Below are 16,478 nucleotides of genomic sequence, written 5' to 3' on the forward strand. Positions count from 1 at the left end.
CGGCCCCGGCTCCGGTCGAGGAACGGGACCCGGGGCCGGAACCGCGCCCCGAACCGATCCGCGCCCCAGCCCGGCTCCGGTCTCACGGACGACTGTGGCGCACGCCTCGTCCGTATGGCATCATGGGCACACTGTTTACAGTAAACGGTAAACTGAAAAGGATTCGAGATGCACCCCTCACCACCGCGCCGCGGCGATGCCCTGGGCGACCAGGTCGCCGACGATCTGCGCCGCCAGATCGTCACGCGCGGCATCGAAGCGGGCGCGAGCCTCGTCGAGACCAGGCTCGCGGAGATCTACCAGGTCAGCCGCGGCCCGGTGCGCGATGCCCTCCGGATCCTCGCCAACGAGGGGCTGGTGGAGACGAGCGGCCGCAGCGTGCGCGTCCTGGGACTCACCCGAGAGGACATCGACGAGCTCTTCCGGCTGCGCCTGGCCATGGAGCAGATGGCCCTCACCGAGGCCTTCGGCTCCCGCCGGGAGGGTCTGCTCGCGCTCCTCCGCTCCGCCATCGCGGACATGGAGGCGGCCGTTGCGGCCGGTGACCCCGCGGCGTTCACCCTCGCCGACCTCACCTTCCACAGTGCCTTCGGCACCGCATCGGGGCTCCGCCGCGTCCAGAGCGTGTGGAGCCAGTACCGCGGCTCGATCTCCAATCTGCTCCTCGTCGCCAACCTCGACCACATCGACCTGCAGCCGTCCCTGAAGAAGCACCAGCAGCTCTTGGTGATGATCGAGGACGGCAACGACGATGCGGCTCTGGCAGAGCTCGCGCACCACGTCGATGCCTCGCGCGTCCGCGTCCGCGAGCACTTCACGGACGCACAGCCTGATCACCATCCCCCCGTCGACCCGCCGGACTCCCAGGGCTCCCCGGCCCCGGCAGATTCCGCGGTCTGAGCACCGCAGCTCCGCCCGGACCCACCCGTTCTCGCCCGAGAACACTCACAAGGAAGTGCACACATGAACCGCAGCCGCACCCGCCTGGCGGGAATCGCAGCCCTGTCCGCCGTCGCCGCCCTCACCCTGACCGCCTGCGCCGATCGCGGCGGGGCCACCGGGGAGGACTCTGCCGCCGGGGGCTTCCCCGACGGCGACATCACCCTCGTCGTGCCCTATGACGCCGGCGGCGCCTCCGACCTCGCCGCCCGCACTCTCGCCACGCAGATGGAGGAGAGCCTGGATGCCTCCATCGTCGTGGAGAACCGCAGCGGCGGCGCAGGCTCGGTGGGACTCGACTACCTCGCCGCCCAGGAGCCGGACGGATACACCATCGGCTATCTCCCGGTCGAAACCGTCATGCTCGGCTACCAGGGCTACGACATCGACCCGGCGGCGTACGAGCCGCTCGGCCAGATGGTCTCCGTCCCGGCCACCATCGCAGTCCCCGCGGACAGCGAATACCAGACGCTCGAGGATCTCATCGCGGCGGCACGCTCCGGCGAGGTCACCGTCGCCAACTCCGGCACCGGCTCCATCTGGGAGGCGGCCACCACAGAGCTCGCGACCACTGCGGACGCGCAGCTCAAGCCCGTGCCCTTCGACGGCGGCGCACCCGCCGTCACCGCCGCGATCGGCGGTCAGGTCGATGCGGTGGTCGCCGGCATCTCCGAGACCTCACCAGGCCACGCCGACGGAACCCTGCGCGTCCTGGCCGTCTTCGACGACGAGCCCTCGCCCGCGCTCGAGGGCGTGCCCACCGGCGCCGAGGCCGGCCACGACGTCGTGATCGGCGGCTGGGGCGCGCTCGGTGCCCCAGCAGGCCTCGACGCCGAGGTCAAGGAGACTCTGTCCTCGGCCGTGTCCGAGGCAGCGGAGACCGAGGACTTCCGGAAGATCATCGCCGACTCGGGAAATGTGCCGATGAATGTGCCCCCCGAGGACTTCCAGCCGTTCTACGAGGACGAGAACGAGCGCTTCGCCGCGATCTTCGGCGGCTGAGCACTCGCCCTCCCATCCCGGACGGAAGCAGAATCCCATGTCACTCCCCACAGAGCCCTCCGGCGGCAGCATCGTGATGCTGAGCCCCGGCCGGGGCCGGGCACTGGTGGGCCCGCTCTGCGGCATCGCCGCCGGTGCGCTCGTCCTCCTCCTGGCCCAGTCGGTCCCCGTCCCCGAGGTCGAATCGCAGTTCAGCCCCCGCTGGTGGCCCCAGCTCTCCGGCGCGGCGATGATCCTCTTCTCCCTCGCGGCCGCCTTCAAGGACGGACTGCGCCCGGCCGCCTCCGGCGGGGAGGTCGAGGCCGGCAGCCGTGCGGGCACGGTGCGCATCGCGCTCGTCTTCGCAGCCGTCGCGGCGTACGGCGCAGCCTGGCTGGTGTTCGACTTCCGTCTGGTCACCGCGCTCCTCCTCGCCGCGCTCGTCGCCATCGGCGGCGGTCGCGGCTGGAAGGGGCTCGTCCTCTTCCCCCTCATCGTCACCCTCGTGCTCTGGCTCCTGTTCGGACTGCTGCTGCGGGTGCCGGTATGAGCGCCGCATTCGAAGGGCTCGCACAGCTCGCCGATCCCCTCGTCATCGTCTGCATCCTCGTGGGTGCGCTCGCCGGCATGCTCGTGGGCGCGTTCCCCGGCATCACCGCGACGATGGCGGTCGCGCTCGCCAGCAGCTTCACCCTGACCCTCGACCCCGTCCCGGGACTCGCGGTGCTGCTGACCATCTACGTGGCGGCGAACTTCGGGGACCGCGTGCCCGCGATCCTCGTGAACACCCCGGGCACTCCCGCCTCGATCGCCACGACCTTCGACGGCAACCCCATGGCCAGACAGGGCCGGGCCGGGGTCGCACTCACCACCTCTGCGATGGCCTCGGCCATCGGCACCCTCGTCGGTCTCATCGTGCTGGTCTTCGCGGCGATCCCGCTCTCGCGGATCGCGCTCATGTTCGGCCCGGCGGAGATGTTCGCCCTCGTGGTCTTCGGGCTCACCATGATGGTGGGCGTCTCCGGTGACAACATCCTCAAGGGACTCGCGGCCGGGGCCTTCGGCCTCGCCCTCTCCTCCGTGGGGAGGGACCCCATCACGGGCACGGAGCGCTTCACCTTCGACATCCTCGCCCTCTCCGACGGACTCCCCTTCATCGCGGTGATCATCGGGCTCTTCGGCATCGCCGACGTCCTCGACCAGATGTACACCCACCGCAGCGCGCTCCACTCCCCCATCCGGGAGATGGGCCGCTGGTGGCCCGACCGGAGTGAGCTGCGCACCATGCTCAAACCGCTGGGCATCGGCTCGGCCGTGGGCGGAGCGGTCGGCGCAGTTCCCGCCGCCGGCGGCGACATCGCAGGGATCCTCTCCTGGACCACCGCGCGGAAGGCCTCGAAGGAGCCGGAGAAGTTCGGGAAGGGCTCGCTGGAGGGCCTCACCGCCAGCGACACCGCCTCGAACGCCACACTGGGCCCGTCCGTGACCACGACCCTCGCCCTCGGGGTGCCCGGGGACTCAGTCATGGCCGTCCTCATCGGCTCGCTCGTCATCTGGGGCTACCAGCCGGGGCCCGGCCTCTTCACCAGCCAGCCGGACCTCGTCTACACGATCGCGGGAATCATGGTCGCGGCGACGCTGCTCACCCTCGGGCTCAGCGTCGTCCGCTCGCGCGGAGTCACCCGGCTCCTCGAACTGCCGCCGCACTTCCTCTGGACCGTCATCATCGTCTTCTGCATGGTGGGCACCTACGCCGTGAACAACAGCGTCGTCGATGTCGTGGTCATGCTCGCGTTCGGGATCGCGGGCCTCTTCATGCGGCGGTTCGGCTTCCCCGCAGGCCCCGTGGTCCTCGGCCTCATCCTCGGCTCGCTCGCAGAGGGCAATCTGCGCCGCGCGCTCGAGATCGGAGGCCCCGCGAACATCCTCACCAGTCCCATCGCCATGGGCTTCCTCGTCGTCGCAGTGGGAGCGGTCACCGTCCCTCCCCTCGTCCGCGCGCTCCGGAGCCGCCGCGCCGCGGCCCGGGCAGCCCGCTGAAACCCGCCGCAGAGCACACGCCACAGCAAAGGAAAGCAATGAACCGACCCATCGTCATCACCGCCACCCCCACCCTCTTCTCCGAGGACGAATCGCTCGACCTCGGCGCCGCCCGCGAGCAGCTCGCCTGGCTGCAGGACAAGGGTGTGGACGCGGTGTTCGCCGCCGGCACCACGGGCGAGTTCCCCGCGCTGTCCGACGAGGAGCGCCTCTCCGTGCTGCGGACGACCCTCGAGGTGTTCGCCCCGGAGCGGACCTACTTCCACGTGGGAGCGGCCGCCGCCCTCCAGGCCGAGCAGCTGGCCCGTGGGGCAGCCGGCGCCGGCGCGGTCCGCCTCGCCGCCGTGACCCCCTACTACCAGCCCGCCCCCGAGGCCGAGGTCCTCAGGTACTACGAGCGCCTCGTCGCCGCCGCGCCCGATGCCAGGCTCTACGCCTATCTCTTCACGGCGCGCACCTCGACGGTGTCCGTGCCCGCACTCCTGCCGAAGCTCGCGGACCTCGGTGTGGCCGGAGTCAAGCTCAGCGGGGAGTCGGACGAGTCCGTGGCCGCCTACCTCGCACACCGCCCCGAGGGCTTCGAGGTGTTCTCCGGCAACGACATCTCCTTCGGCTGGCTCGCGGGCGCCGGTGGGGACGGCATCGTCTCCGGAGTGTCCTCGGCGTTCCCCGAGCCGTTCGTCGCCCTGCGCGACGCCGTCGCGGCCGGCCGCGAGGAGGAGGCCGCCCGCTGGCAGGGCGAGGTCGAGAGGGTCGTCCGGGCCGTGCTCGCAGGCAGCCTCACCCACCTCAAGGCAGGAGCCGAGGCACGCGGCTTCCGGGGCGGACCGGTGCGCTCGGCCGTCCCCGGGGTCACAGCGGAGGAGCGCGCTGCGCTCGAGGACCTGGCCGCGCACTTCGACGCACTCGCAGGCTGAGGGAGCGCCATGACCCTCCGCAAGATCATCAACGACCCGGCCGATCTCGTCGACGAGGTCATGGACGGCATCCTCGCCGCGCACGGCGGGGAGATCCGCGCGCTCACCACGGACCGGCGCTCCCTCGGGCGCGTCGACGCACCGCAGCCCGGACGGGTCGCCATCGTCACCGGCGGCGGCTCCGGCCATCTGCCGTTCTTCCTCGGCTACGTGGGCCGGGGCCTGTGCTCGGCCGTGGCCGTGGGCAACGTCTTCTCCTCCCCCTCGGCGGCCCTCGTCCACGCCGCGGCCGCCTCCGTCGCCTCGGAGGCCGGCGTCCTCCTGCTCTACGGCAACTACGGCGGGGACGTCTACAATTTCGACCTCGCGGCGGATCTCCTGCGGGCGCAGGGCACTCCTGTGCGCACGGTGCTGGGCACGGACGACATCGCCTCCGCCCCGCCGGAGCGCAGCGGGGACCGGCGAGGGGTGGCCGGCCTCGTCCTCGTCTACAAGGCCGCCGGTGCCGCCGCCGAGGCGCTCATGCCCCTCGACGAGGTCGCCCGGATCGCGCAGAAGGCCGTCGACCGCACCCGGACGATGGGAGTGGGGCTCGCACCCACGATCCTGCCCGCCGCAGGTGAGCCCACGTTCGAGCTCGGCGAGGGCGAGATGGAGATCGGCGTGGGCATCCACGGCGAGCGCGGAGTCCACCGCGGCCCGCTCGAGACCGCGGACGAGATCACCGACCGCTTCCTCGAGGAGATCGCCGGGGAGCTCGACCTCACCGAGGGCAGCCGCGCGGCCGTCCTCGTCAACGGTCTGGGCGCCACCCCTCTGGAGGAGCTCTACGTCGTCTACCGGCGCCTCGCCGAACGGCTCGCGGCCCGCGGGGTCGACATCGCGCACCGCTTCGTGGGCGAGTACGTCACCAGCCTGGAGATGGCAGGCGTCTCGGTCTCGGTCATGCTCCTCGACGAGGAGCTCGAGGACCTCATCGCGGCCCCCGCGGCCTCCCCCTTCTACCGGGACGGCTCCTCCGACGAGGCTGTCCGCGGAGAGCTGCGCGACGCCTCGGGCACCTCCGTGGAGATCCGCACCGCGGAGGACCCGGGGCCGCTGCGCGCCCTCCTGCTCGGAGCGCTGCCGCAGATGCCCGCACATGCGGAGGAGCTGCGCCGGCTGGACGCGGCCGTGGGCGACGGGGACCTCGGCATCACGGTCTCCGCCGGAGCCGAGGCCGTGGCCGCCGCGGTCGCCGGCCTGCCCTCGGACGCGGCCGAGTCCGTCGTCCTCCTCACGGCGGCCTCGGCGTTCGCCTCCGCCAATCCCTCGACCTTCGCCGCGCTCGTGGGCACGGGACTGGCGGCGGCGGCCGAAGCCGTCGACGCGGAGGCCGGCAGCGATCCGGCGGCACGGTGCGCGGCCGGCCTCCGGGCGTTCGCCGACAGGGTGAGCGAGCGGGGAGGCGCCCGCCTGGGCGACAAGACCTTCCTCGACGTGCTCATCCCGCTCGCGGAGCTCGCAGGCGCAGGTGCGGGCCTCCGCGCGCTCGAATCTGAAGCGCAGCGGCTGCTGGCGGAGAGCACCCCGCTGCAGAACCGCCGCGGCAGGGCGGCCTGGCAGGGAGAGCGCACGCGCGGGCTGCCGGATCCCGGCTCCGTCGCCGTCGTCCGCTTCCTCACCGCCCTCGCGGAGGCCGGGGAAGCAGGGAGCCCGGCATGAGCGCCGCGCTCGTGGTCTTCGGGTCCGTGAACCGGGACCTCGGGGTCCGCGTGCGGCGCTTCCCATTACCCGGGGAGACGCTGCTGGGGCACAGCCTGAGCCAGTCGCCGGGCGGGAAGAGCGCCAACCAGGCCGCAGCGGCGGCGCTGAGCGGTGCGGCGACGGCCCTCATCGGCAGGGTGGGCCGCGACGAGGCGGGCGAGCAGGTCACGGCGGCGCTGCGTGCCTGCGGCGTGGACACCGCGGACGTCCGGGCCACCGGCTCGCCCACCGGCACGGCGCTCATCACCGTCGACGAGGCGGGTGAGAACACCATCGTGATGGTGCCCGGCGCGAACGCGGACGTCACCGGCGATGACTGTCCGGATGCCCGCCTGCAGGCCGCCTCGTGGACGCTCCTCGGCATGGAGGTCCCGCTCGCGGCGGTCTTCGAGACGGCCTCGCGGGCGCGCGCCGCCGGATGCCGTGTGGCGCTCAACCTCTCCCCCGTCCCCGAGGCGCCGGTCCCGCTGGAGGACATCGATCTGCTCGTCGTCAACCGGGGCGAGGCGGAGGCGCTGCTGGAGGCGGCCGCGACGGGTGCCGCGTCGCCGGACACCGCCTCCCCACCGGACCTCGAGGCCGCCGCCGAGGCGCTCGGGGTGGACACCGTGGCGATCACCCTCGGCGCCGGAGGCGTCCTGCTCTCCCGCCAGGAGCGGCCCGCCGCGCACATCCCCACTCCGACTGTGCGGGCGGTGGACACCACCGGCTGCGGTGACGCCTTCGCCGGAGTGCTCGTGGGGCGGCTGGCCTGCGGTGACGATCTGGAGCTCGCAGCTCAGCGCGCCACCGGATTCGCCGCACGCGCAGCCACGGCCCACGGCGCGATGCAGTCGTATCCTCGCGATCACTCGTGGTGAGCGACAGCCTGAACTGCTTCCCGAACCCTGCACTTCTCTAATAGCGAGAAACATCTGCACCCGATCACCCGGAGTGTGTAATGTGCATTACACACCCCGGGCGCGTCTCCGCAGCCCGGGACCCGTCGGCAGCTCCTGCGCTGCGTCACAGAAAGCCTGAGCTCCGTTGACCGAATCCCCCGCCCCCTCGCTCGGCGACGCCCAGTCCGTCCGGCCCCGCGGCCGTCTCCGCACTCCTGAGGTCGCGGCCATCTCCGTGGGCTTCATGGGCCCGGTCATGGCCATGAGCCTCAACGGGATCGGGGTCGCCGGCCTCACCGGCAGGGCCGTGCCGTTCACATTCCTCGTCTCGTTCATCGGGACCATGCTCGTGGCCTACGCGTTCATCCGGCTCACCGGCCGCATCACGCACGCGGGCTCCGTGTACGCCCTCGCCGGATCCACCCTGGGACCGCGCGCCGGCTTCTTCGGCGGATTCGCCCTCCTGGGCACGTACCTGTTCTTCGCGGCCTGCATCGCCGGTGCCTGCGCCGTCTTCTTCCAGGCGATGGCCGCCGAGCTCGGCCTCCCCTTCGCCGAGGGCCTCTGGGTGCTCATCCCCCTCCTCGTGGGCGTCTTCGTCCTCTGGCTCAACCTCCGCGAGTCGACCGTCACCGCCCGGACCCTCCTGGCGATCGGACTCGTGGGCATCCTCGTCATGCTCGTCCTCGCCGTCGTCATCATCGTGCGCGTCGCCTCCGGCAGCGCGCCCGTGAGCACCGGCGTGGACCTCGGCACCCTCCTGCCCGGCGACGCCCCCCTCTCCGCGATCATGACGGCTTCGGTGTTCGGGTTCCTCTCGTGGGCCGGCTTCGAATCCGGCACCTCGCTGTCCGAGGACGCCCGCGAGCCCAGGCGCACCATCCCGCGCGCCCTGGGACTCGCGGTCGTGCTCGCCGGGATCATCTACACCTTCGTGATGTTCGCCCAGACGATCGGCTTCGGAACGGACGAGGCCGGCATCGCCGCCTTCGCCGGGGCCTCCTCGACGCTCACCGCCCTGTCCTCGACCTACATCGGCCCGTGGTTCGCGGTGCTCATCTCCGTCATCGCCTTCTTCGTCGCCTTCGCCTCCCTGCTGTCCTCCACCGCGGCGGCCTCGCGCCTGCTCTTCGCGCTCGCCCGCGACGGCTTCGGCCCGCGCGGCTTCGCCCGGGTGAACCCCGTCACCGGCGTCCCCGGCCCCGCGGTGCTCTTCGTGGTCCTCAGCACCGTCGTCATCGCCTGCGGGTCCGGCCTGCTGGGCGCGACCTCCGTCGACGTCTACTACTGGTACGCCACCATCGCCACGCTGTGCATGGTCGTCGCCTACGGCATGACCTCGGTGGGCGTCATCCGCTTCGTCCTCGGCTCCGGGGGCAGGATCCCGGTGTGGGAGCTCGCCTTCCCCGTCCTGGGGCTGGCCTACCTCGTCTTCGTCTACGCCGTCCAGGTGATCGGCCAGGAGGCTCCCTACACGTGGTTCCCGTGGATGTCCGGCGCATGGTGCCTCATCGGCCTCGTCATCGTCCTCGCCCGGCCCGGCCTCGCGCAGCGGATCGGCGCCCGCCTGACCCGAGAGGACGTGGGCTGAGGGACCGCGGCGCAGAAACAGCTCGAGGTCGAGCGCGCACGGAGCGATGTCCGTGCCTCGTGCGACGCTCAGGGCTCCCTTCGGCGTGCGAAGGTCATGAGTGCGAGGAGGCAGGGATGCGTCAGCCTGAGGAACTGAACTGGCTGAAGGCCTCGGCCAGCCGGGTGGGGCGCGATCTCAGCAATCGCCCTCTGTCTGATCTGGTCATCGGGGCGTCAGGCACCGCGGCTTCGGGGGCGCTCGTTGTGCTCGGGACGATTCGGAGTACAGCCCGGGAGCCCGGTTGGCAGCTGCTGCTCTGGCTCTCAGTGGTGCCCCAGACCGTGGTGCTCGCGCGTATGCATCGATCGGCCACTGGAAGCACAGAGTCGCCCGGGAGGAGAACGAGGTCGCGCAGCGGCTGCGCGGCCTGGCGGAGAGCCTCGCCATCGTGCACGAGAAGATCGCCCACCTGACACAGCTCACACCGGGGAAGCGACCGCAGGCCTCGACCGAGGTCGCCAATCTTGTGATCTCGCAGCTGCTGATGACGTACAAGGAGATCGACCAAGTGAGGGTTTCGATCTTCGTGCTCCTGCCGGACAGGACCGAGATGCGGGTGCTCTCGTCGCGAGGACGCCAGGACCGACCTCGACACTTCGTCCGCTCTGACAGACCACGTGGATACAACGCGATCCGCTGGCTCGAGGGAAATGATCGCGCTCCCCGGTTCGTCTCGGACACGACGTACGCAGACGCCGATCACTGGGGGGGCAGACCGGGGAGAAGTACGATGCGTTCATCTCGTGTGCGATCTACACCGATGCGCAGCCCTATGGCATGCTGTCAGTGGATGCTCCTGGTGCCGATGCACTCGACGAAGCAGAGCAGCACCCCATCCAGGCGTTCGCGGATGCACTGTCGATCGCATTCGCTCTCGCATACCCGCAGTTGCCTCAGATATCAGACACCCGCATCCGGAAAGGAAGGTGAAGCCGATGTCCAGTGCACCCGCGTGGGAACTCACCGAGGCGGAACGACGGGAGGCCGAAGAGCGTCAGCGCAGGATCGCCCGCGAACTCGAGGAAGAGCGCAAGCGGCGCGACAGCGCACGGGTGATCCGTTTCTCCGCACGGAAGGGCTGAGACTGCCGGCACGGCCCCGCTCACCCCTCTCGGATGAGCTCTGCGGCCGCGAGGTAGCCGGCGAGCATCGCCTGCGCCACGCGGCGCACATCGTCGTCTCCGGGCAGGAAGTCCGAGGTGTGCAGTCCCGCGGCCGCACCGGTCCCCACGAACATCATGAGCGACGGGGCCTGTGCGCCGTAGAACGAGAAGTCGTCCGCACCGAGCGAGCGCAGGGAGTCCGAGAGCTCGAAGCCCAGCCCCGCCAGCTGCCGCTGCGCGCGGACAGCGAGCGCGGGGTCGTTCTCCAGCACCGGCTCGCCCGAGGTCACCGTCACCTCCGCGGAGCAGCCGTGCGCCGCTGCCACGCCCACCGCCACCTCCTGGAGCTGAGTGCGCAGCAGGGCGCGCGTCTCGGAGTCCAGCGCACGCAGAGTCCCCGTGACCCGCGCGGAGCCGGGAATGACGTTGGCGGCCCGACCGGCCTCCATCGAGGACACGCCCAGCACCGCGGCCCGCATGGGATCCACGCGGCGGCTCACCACCGTCTGGAGGGCCACGACCACCTGCGCCGTCGCGAGCACGGGATCCTCTGCCAGATGAGGGTAGGCGGCATGGCCCGGCGAGCCCGTCACCTCGATGACGAACTCGTCGGCGGCGGCGTTCACCCCTCCCGGCACACAGGCCACGACATCACGGCCCAGCGTGGGCTGCAGGTGTGCCCCCACCATCGCCGCACAGCCCTGACGCGCGAGCAGGCCCGAGGCCATGATGTCCTCGGCGCCGGAGGGGTAGGTCTCCTCCCGCGGCTGGAGGACGGCGAGCAGCGGGACGGGCGGCCCGGCCTCGGCGACGGCATGGCTGACCGCGACGAGCGCCGCCATGTGGACGTCGTGTCCGCAGGCGTGCATGACGCCCTCGACCGCCGAGGCCCATTCGACTCCCGTCGTCTCCGTCACCGGGAGCGCGTCCAGCTCACCGCGGATTCCGATCGCGGGCCCCTCGCCCCCGAGCCGGAGCACCGCACCCGTCCCGGCGACATCCGCCCTCGTCATCTGCGCGGGAAGTGCGGCCGCGATCCGGTCACGGGTGCCCTGCTCGGCCCCCGAGACCTCGGGAGCACTGTGGATCTCGTGGCGCAGCCGCACTGCGGCGGGGAGATGGCGCTCCAGAGCCGCCCAGAGCGCCGCCGTGTCAGGCTCCGCGAGGGTCTGCTCAGCGCTCACCGGCACCGCCCTCCGCGGAGGAGGACGCCCGCCGGTCGAGGCCGTAGACCCGCACCGCGTTGTCCCGGCCCACCATGCCCAGGATCCGCTCCGCCTCGTGGGCGGGCCAGTCGCCGGCGGCGATCCACTGGGACATGACCGCCGCCGTCGCCCTGCGCCACAGCAGCGAGCCCAGATAGTGCAGTTCGGGCGGGCCCCAGGCGTCGGAGGAGAAGAGCAGTTTGCCGAAGGGAGTGAGCTCCATCGACTCGGAGACGATCTGCCGGCAGGCCGCACCCGAGTAGTTGATGCCCAGGCCCACATCGCAGTAGACGTGCGGGAAGACCTGCGCGAGGTAGCCGGCATTGCGATGGAACGGGTAGCAGTGCAGGAGCATGATCGAGCTGCCCGTGTGCTCGACCGCCCGCAGCCAGTCCGTGAGCAGCAGCGGATCGCAGCGGTGCAGGTCCAGGTCCGGATCGCCGTAGCCGGAGTGCAGCTGCACGGGCAGGCCCGTGTCGCAGGCGGCGTACAGCAGCCAGCACAGCAGCACGGGATCGGCGGCGCGGAGGGGACGCGCGGGATCGGCCTCTCCCAGCCAGCGCTCCGCGGCCGCGCGGATCGCCTCCCGCGAGGGCCGCGCGGGGTCGAAGTCGAACCCGTAGCGGTAGGCGATGATCGACTTCCAGCCCGCGGCGTGACCGGCGGCCTGCGCCACCGCCGCCTCGAAGCGGTCCTGCAGCTCCCCCGGCCCGCCGCCGTCCGCGAGGCAGTCCGCCGCGACGGATTCCAGCAGCGCTTCGAGCCGGACGATCTCGTGCGTGCGCCCGCTCAGCCGCTCCTCCATCTTCCCGATCGTCCAGATCGCGTCCGTGCCGAAGCCCGTGTCCACGATCCAGTCAGATACCCCGGCGCCCTCGAGGAAGATGCGTGCGAGCTCGTCCGCGCTGAGCTCGGCTCTCCGCGCGAGGTACTCCTCCGCCGAGGCGCCGGGAGCCAGACCCAGCATCGGCGCACAGTGCTGGCGGACGGCGAAGCCCACCTGCGAGTCGAAGACGGTGGTCCCGGCGGGGATCTCCCGATCCGATTCGGTCAGCAGCATCTCCAGCTCGCGGCGGTTCACATCGTGGGCCAGCGGGCCGTGGACGTGATGGTCGACGAGGGGGATGCGCATCGCTGCCTCCAGCGGGCTCCCGTGAGACTGCGAGGCAGGCTGTTCAGTAGACATCGGCGACCTTCCTGCAGATCTCCTCGGGGGTGAGCCCGCGCACGGCCTCGGACTCGGATCGCTTCACGTCCAGGTAGGTGCGCAGCAGATCGGGGTGGAACCAGCCTGCGGCCACCTCGTCCTCCGTCAGCGCTGCGAGCGCCTCGTCCACGCTGCCGGGGATGCGCGGGACGCCGGCGAGCTCCGCCTCGGTCGCCTCCTCCGGCCAGATGTGCTCGGGCTCGTAGCCGCGCCGCAGGCCCTCCAGCCCTGCCCGCACGAGCGCGCCGAGGACGATCCAGGGGTTCGCGGTCGCATCGGCGGCCCGGAACTCGAGGTTGAGCTGGCGGGTGGGGTCGCCTCCGCCGAGGGTCGAGGTGGGGCAGATGCGGAGCAGCGCCTCGCGGTTCCGCTCCCCCAGGAAGGCGCCGCCGACGCTCCAGCTGTGCGGGGCCAGCCTCTGGTAGGAGGAGGGGCTGCACGCGCTCAGCGCGGTGAGCGCGCCGGCGTGCCGGATGATCCCCGCGGAGAACCTCGCCCCGATCTCGGAGAGGCAGGAGGGGGCATCGGCGTCGTAGAGGGCCGGGGCCCCGGTGCGGGCGTCGTGCAGGGAGAGGTGCACGTGCACGCCGCTGCCTCCGGCGCCGGGGGCAGCGATGGGCGCGAAGGTCACGGTGCGCTCATGGCGTGCGGCGAGGTCGTGCACGAGCTCGCGCAGCAGCACGGCGCGGTCTGCGGCGATGAGGCCCGGTGCGGGCTCGAGCGTGATCTCGTACTGCTGCGGGCTGTACTCCGGCAGCCAGTTCTCCGGCTGGAGCCCCGTGGAGTCGAGGAGCTCCACGAGCTCCGTGCCGAAGGGCTCGGCCCCGCGGAGCCTGCGCAGCGAGAAGGGACCGGCCGCGGGCGCGTCGAGAATGGCGAACTCGTGCTCGAAGGAGGCCACGACCTCGAGCCCCGTCGCCTCGGTGAAGCCGCGCAGCGCCCTGCGTGCGAAGGTCCGCGGACAGCAGTCCCACTCGGAGCCGTCGGGCAGGCGCTGGTCCGCGAGCAGCAGACGGAGATCGGGCCGTCCGTGCCCGGCGGGGATGTCGATGCCGGTCGTCGCGTCGGGGACCAGGCGCAGATCGCCCGCGGCCCCGAAGACGTTGTCGTCTGCAATTTCGCCGAAGGTGTTGATCGCGAGGTTCGCCGGGACCCAGCCGACGCCTCGGCGCAGCGCCTGGGTGGCTCCCGAGGAGGGCACGGAGCGCCCTCGCGCGTGGCCCACCAGATCGCTGGTGGCAATGAAGGTCAGTGCGGGGAGCGCCATGGTTCCTCACCGGTTGCTCGAGCTGCATGCGGACGCGGGACCCGGCTCCGGACGGCTCGCCTGTCAGGATGAGCGTCCTGTCGTTCCAGAACTGCGTCTGCAAGAAGGTCCTGTAACGGATATTACAGGCCCGGAGGGGTGCGCACCGGCCTGTTCGCAGTGTGAGAGCCGGCGCGGGGTCACACTCCGCCGCGAGGCTGCGGCCGAGGGAGCTCGGACTGGGCCTCGAATCGTGCCAGGCGCTCCATGCCGCCGTCGCCGAGCAGATCGGTGACGGCGGCGACCAGCGTCTCCGCGACGGCGGTGGCGGGGACGAGCGAGTCGAAGGGCGAGGCGTTGTCGACGTGCGCGGGCAGGACGTGCCGGGCGATCTCCGCGATGGGCGAGAGCCACGTATCGGTCATGAGGCAGACCGTCGCACCGCGCTCGGCGAACTCGGCCGCGACCCGCGAGCAGCCCTCCGAGTAGCGGCGGTAGTCGAAGACGAGGAGCACCGTCGCGGGACCGGCGGCGAGGACCGCATCGCGGGCGGCGATGCCCTCCGGGGGCAGGAGGGAGACATCGGCGCGCAGCAGCTGCAGGTGGTGGACGAGGTAGTCGGCGAGCAGACCCGAGAACCGCCCGCCGTGGACGACGATCCGCCGGGCGGGATCGGCGAGGAGGCCGGCGACGGCGGCCACCTCGGACTCGGGCAGCTCCGCGTAGGTGGCCGCGAGCAGGGCGGAGAACGAGGCCCCGGTGCGTGCGACGACCCCCTCGCCCCCGGCCGCCGCGCGCTTGCTCTCGTACTGCCGCAGCGGGGAGCCCAGCTCGTTGAGCTCGGCCACGAGTGCGCGCTGGAGGCCGAGGAAGCCGGAGAACCCCAGCCGGCCGGCGAACCGCAGCACCGTGGGAGCGCTGACGCCGGCCTCCTGCGCGAGTTCGGAGACGGTGCCGAGGCCGGCTCCGGGATAGCGGGCCAGCAGGGCCCGGGCGACCTTCCGCTCCGCATTGCTCAGCTCCGCCATCGACTCCTGGACTCGCATGCGGAGACCCGGCGGGGCATGGGAGGACTCTGGCGGCGGCATGGTCCGATGGTAGCGGGGCCTCGAGCTCGCTGCCGGGCCCGGAGAACCTGAGAAGACAGCAGGAGACCGAGACTCAGCCGCGGCCTCGAACGCTCCGGATGTCCTCACCCAGTTCCATGTCGATCGCGAGCGCCTTCCGGTCGATGAGCCGCCCCTCCTTGAACACCTCGCTGACGTCGGCATACGCGGTGTGGTCCTCGAGTGGGTTCCGGTCGAGCAGGACCACATCGGCGACCTTTCCCACCTCGAGGGTGCCCACCTCCTCGGCGATGCCGTACGCCTCGGCAGGATGCGATGTCAGGGATCTGAGAACCTCCATCGGCCCCATTCCCCGTTCGAACGCCCCAGCAATCCACGGCAGATGCCCGCAGCCGAGCTGCACCGGCTGGTCCGGCACCTCCGGAGAGAGCGTGCCCGCCCGGAACCCGGGGTGGTTCCACACGCGAGGACCGTACGCGAAGCCATCGGTGGCCATCGCGATGCGGGCGTTCCGTGCCAGCAGCCCGCCCTGATTCGCCTCGGAGATCCTCCGCATCTCCCGCCTCCCAGCGAAGGCGGCGCTCTTCTCCGTCCATTCCATATGGCGCCTGGTGATGAACCGGCCTCCCGTGATGAGGTCCTTCTCCGCAATCCTGTCGAGGAGCTCGCCGGGGATCGCCCTGCCGTATGTGAGGTCGCCGTGCTGGAGCAGGTCGACCTCCAGGTCGACGGAGATGCGCAGACTGTCCACAGTCGTCGTGTGCGCCTGAATCGGGCGACCGTGCGACCGGGCCGTCTCGGCGATCGTTCCCTGCACCAGCTCGGAGAAGACGTGGTACTGCATGCGGCTGCCGGCGATGTGATCTGTCGCCGCCCATTTGATGAAGTCCACACCGGTCTCCTCGATGTAGGCCGACACGGCCTCGGATACCTGCGCAGCGGTCATGAATCCGAGATCGGCCCCGACGCCCCGCTCCCACTCCCAATTGATCCTCTCCACCGCAGCGCGCTCGAGGAATGCACCGGGTGCGACGAAATCTCCCGACAGCGGACCCGAGAGTCCGATGATGTTCCCGGCGCACAGAATGCGGGACCCGTTCACCTCCCCGCGGCTGATCGCATCGCGCACACGGGTCAGCGGACCCGCCGGCCCCCAGGAGTCGAACACCGTCGTCACCCCGTACTTCAGCGTGAGTTCCGCGGCCTCTCGCACCAGCTGCTCATACCTGCCCTCGAACTCCAGCAGGGTGTCAGGGGTGCGCGCTGCGACCAAGTGGACGTTCCCGTCCATCAGACCTGGGATCGCATACCTCCCACCGCCGTCGAAGACCTCAGCCCCCGGCGGTGGAGGCGCGGCCGGATCCTCTCGGGACACTGCGGCGATCCGCCCGTCAGAACCGACGGTGATGGCGGACGCCGGCTGCGGATCCGCACCCGTCCCGTCGATGACCGTCACGTTGCGGATGATCAGTCTGCTCGTCATATGCGCTCCATTCCGGGGTGTGAGACGCAT

At 71.3% G+C, this 16,478-nt stretch carries 14 protein-coding genes; 9 read left to right on the forward strand and 5 right to left on the reverse strand.

Going from position 1 to position 16,478, the window contains the following annotated elements:
• The first annotated feature begins 168 nt into the window (after positions 1-168).
• From K318_RS22415 to K318_RS24860, 9 genes are all read left to right on the forward strand, one after another.
• Entirely contained in the window at positions 169-900 is a 732-nt protein-coding gene (locus tag K318_RS22415; RefSeq protein ID WP_051298091.1) for a GntR family transcriptional regulator, read from the forward strand.
• 63 nt (positions 901-963) lie between these two features.
• The gene (locus K318_RS0115405; protein ID WP_029090137.1) at positions 964-1,941 is read left to right on the forward strand and encodes a tripartite tricarboxylate transporter substrate binding protein; all 978 of its coding nucleotides are present in this window, start codon (positions 964-966) and stop codon (positions 1,939-1,941) included.
• A 37-nt stretch (positions 1,942-1,978) separates the two neighbouring features.
• Positions 1,979-2,470: a tripartite tricarboxylate transporter TctB family protein gene (locus K318_RS0115410; RefSeq protein ID WP_051298092.1), complete on the forward strand. Its 492-nt coding sequence runs from the start codon at positions 1,979-1,981 to the stop codon at positions 2,468-2,470.
• Complete coding sequence (locus tag K318_RS0115415; RefSeq protein ID WP_029090139.1) at positions 2,467-3,960, forward strand: tripartite tricarboxylate transporter permease; 1,494 nt, start codon at positions 2,467-2,469, stop codon at positions 3,958-3,960. The genes K318_RS0115410 and K318_RS0115415 overlap by 4 nt, the downstream gene beginning before the upstream one ends.
• Before the next feature lie 38 nt (positions 3,961-3,998).
• Positions 3,999-4,877: a dihydrodipicolinate synthase family protein gene (locus K318_RS0115420; RefSeq protein ID WP_029090140.1), complete on the forward strand. Its 879-nt coding sequence runs from the start codon at positions 3,999-4,001 to the stop codon at positions 4,875-4,877.
• Positions 4,878-4,886: 9 nt separating this feature from the next.
• Positions 4,887-6,581 (forward strand): dihydroxyacetone kinase family protein, encoded by a 1,695-nt coding sequence (locus K318_RS0115425; RefSeq protein ID WP_029090141.1) that lies wholly within the window; start codon positions 4,887-4,889, stop codon positions 6,579-6,581.
• The gene (locus tag K318_RS0115430) at positions 6,578-7,483 is read left to right on the forward strand and encodes a ribokinase (RefSeq protein WP_029090142.1); all 906 of its coding nucleotides are present in this window, start codon (positions 6,578-6,580) and stop codon (positions 7,481-7,483) included. The genes K318_RS0115425 and K318_RS0115430 overlap by 4 nt, the downstream gene beginning before the upstream one ends.
• Before the next feature lie 166 nt (positions 7,484-7,649).
• Positions 7,650-9,095: an APC family permease gene (locus K318_RS0115435; RefSeq protein WP_245579922.1), complete on the forward strand. Its 1,446-nt coding sequence runs from the start codon at positions 7,650-7,652 to the stop codon at positions 9,093-9,095.
• Between the two features lie 977 nt (positions 9,096-10,072).
• Positions 10,073-10,219: a hypothetical protein gene (locus K318_RS24860; RefSeq protein ID WP_156914068.1), complete on the forward strand. Its 147-nt coding sequence runs from the start codon at positions 10,073-10,075 to the stop codon at positions 10,217-10,219.
• Positions 10,220-10,239: 20 nt separating this feature from the next.
• Here K318_RS24860 and K318_RS22420 read toward each other — a convergent pair whose 3' ends face one another.
• The 5 genes from K318_RS22420 to K318_RS0115465 form a co-directional block, all read right to left on the reverse strand.
• Positions 10,240-11,424, reverse strand: a complete 1,185-nt coding sequence (locus tag K318_RS22420; protein WP_051298223.1) for a M20 metallopeptidase family protein — start codon at positions 11,422-11,424, stop codon at positions 10,240-10,242.
• Positions 11,414-12,577: an amidohydrolase family protein gene (locus tag K318_RS0115450; protein ID WP_245579923.1), complete on the reverse strand. Its 1,164-nt coding sequence runs from the start codon at positions 12,575-12,577 to the stop codon at positions 11,414-11,416. Before K318_RS0115450 ends, K318_RS22420 begins: the two co-directional genes overlap by 11 nt.
• 43 nt (positions 12,578-12,620) lie before the next feature.
• Positions 12,621-13,919: a type I glutamate--ammonia ligase gene (locus K318_RS0115455; protein WP_029090145.1), complete on the reverse strand. Its 1,299-nt coding sequence runs from the start codon at positions 13,917-13,919 to the stop codon at positions 12,621-12,623.
• A 179-nt stretch (positions 13,920-14,098) separates the two neighbouring features.
• A complete protein-coding gene (locus K318_RS0115460) occupies positions 14,099-14,986 on the reverse strand; it encodes a MurR/RpiR family transcriptional regulator (protein ID WP_211233346.1) in 888 nt (295 codons plus the stop codon).
• 73 nt (positions 14,987-15,059) lie between these two features.
• Positions 15,060-16,448 (reverse strand): amidohydrolase family protein, encoded by a 1,389-nt coding sequence (locus K318_RS0115465; RefSeq protein WP_029090147.1) that lies wholly within the window; start codon positions 16,446-16,448, stop codon positions 15,060-15,062.
• Between the last annotated feature and the right edge of the window lie 30 nt (positions 16,449-16,478).

The organism is Brevibacterium album DSM 18261 (assembly GCF_000426445.1).
GTDB classification, from domain to species: Bacteria; Actinomycetota; Actinomycetes; order Actinomycetales; family Brevibacteriaceae; genus Brevibacterium; species Brevibacterium album.